The sequence below is a fragment of the Sulfitobacter sp. HI0129 genome, from assembly GCF_001635395.1.
Classification (GTDB): Bacteria; Pseudomonadota; Alphaproteobacteria; order Rhodobacterales; family Rhodobacteraceae; genus Sulfitobacter.
Window position 1 is genome coordinate 1 of record NZ_LWGH01000893.1, and the last position, 615, is coordinate 615.

General features: G+C 65.4%; 1 protein-coding gene. It reads right to left on the reverse strand.

Annotation, left to right across the window (positions count from 1 at the left end; translation table 11 throughout):
• A partial coding sequence (locus A3764_RS20715) for an MlaE family ABC transporter permease (RefSeq protein WP_067952048.1) occupies positions 1 to 615 on the reverse strand: 615 nt, incomplete at both ends.

Sequence of the window (615 nt, forward strand, 5' to 3'; positions counted from 1 at the left end):
AAACCCCCGTGAGCAGGAAGTTCACTGCGAGGATCAGCACCGCTGCCGCTTCGACCGCGCCCTTGGTGGCCCGGCCCACACCCCGTGCGCCCCGTCCGGCATTCATGCCGTGATAGCAGCCCATCAGGGTCGCCACATAGCCAAAGGCCGCCCCCTTGGCGAGCGAGGAGGCGATATCCGTCGCCTCCAGAAAGCTTACCGTATTGCGCAGATAGGCCGCAGGGTTGAACCCCAGCGTGCCCGTGGCCATGGCATAGCCCCCCATGATGCCCACCGTATCGCCTACCGCCACCAGCACAGGCACCGTCAGCACCCCCGCCAGCACCCGGGGTGCTACCAGAAAGCGGATCGGATCGGCTGAAAGGGTGATCAGTGCGTCGATCTGTTCCGTCACCTTCATCGTGGCGATCTCTGCCGCGATGGCCGCTGTCACACGTGCCGCGACCATGAGGCCCACGAGAACGGGACCGAGTTCGCGCACCATGCCGATGGCCACGATCTGTGGCACCACCGCTTCGGCATTGAACCGTGCGCCGCCTGCATAGATCTGCATGACAAGCGCGCCCCCGGTGAAAAGCGCGGTCAGCCCTACCACCGGCAGCGAAAGCCAACCGA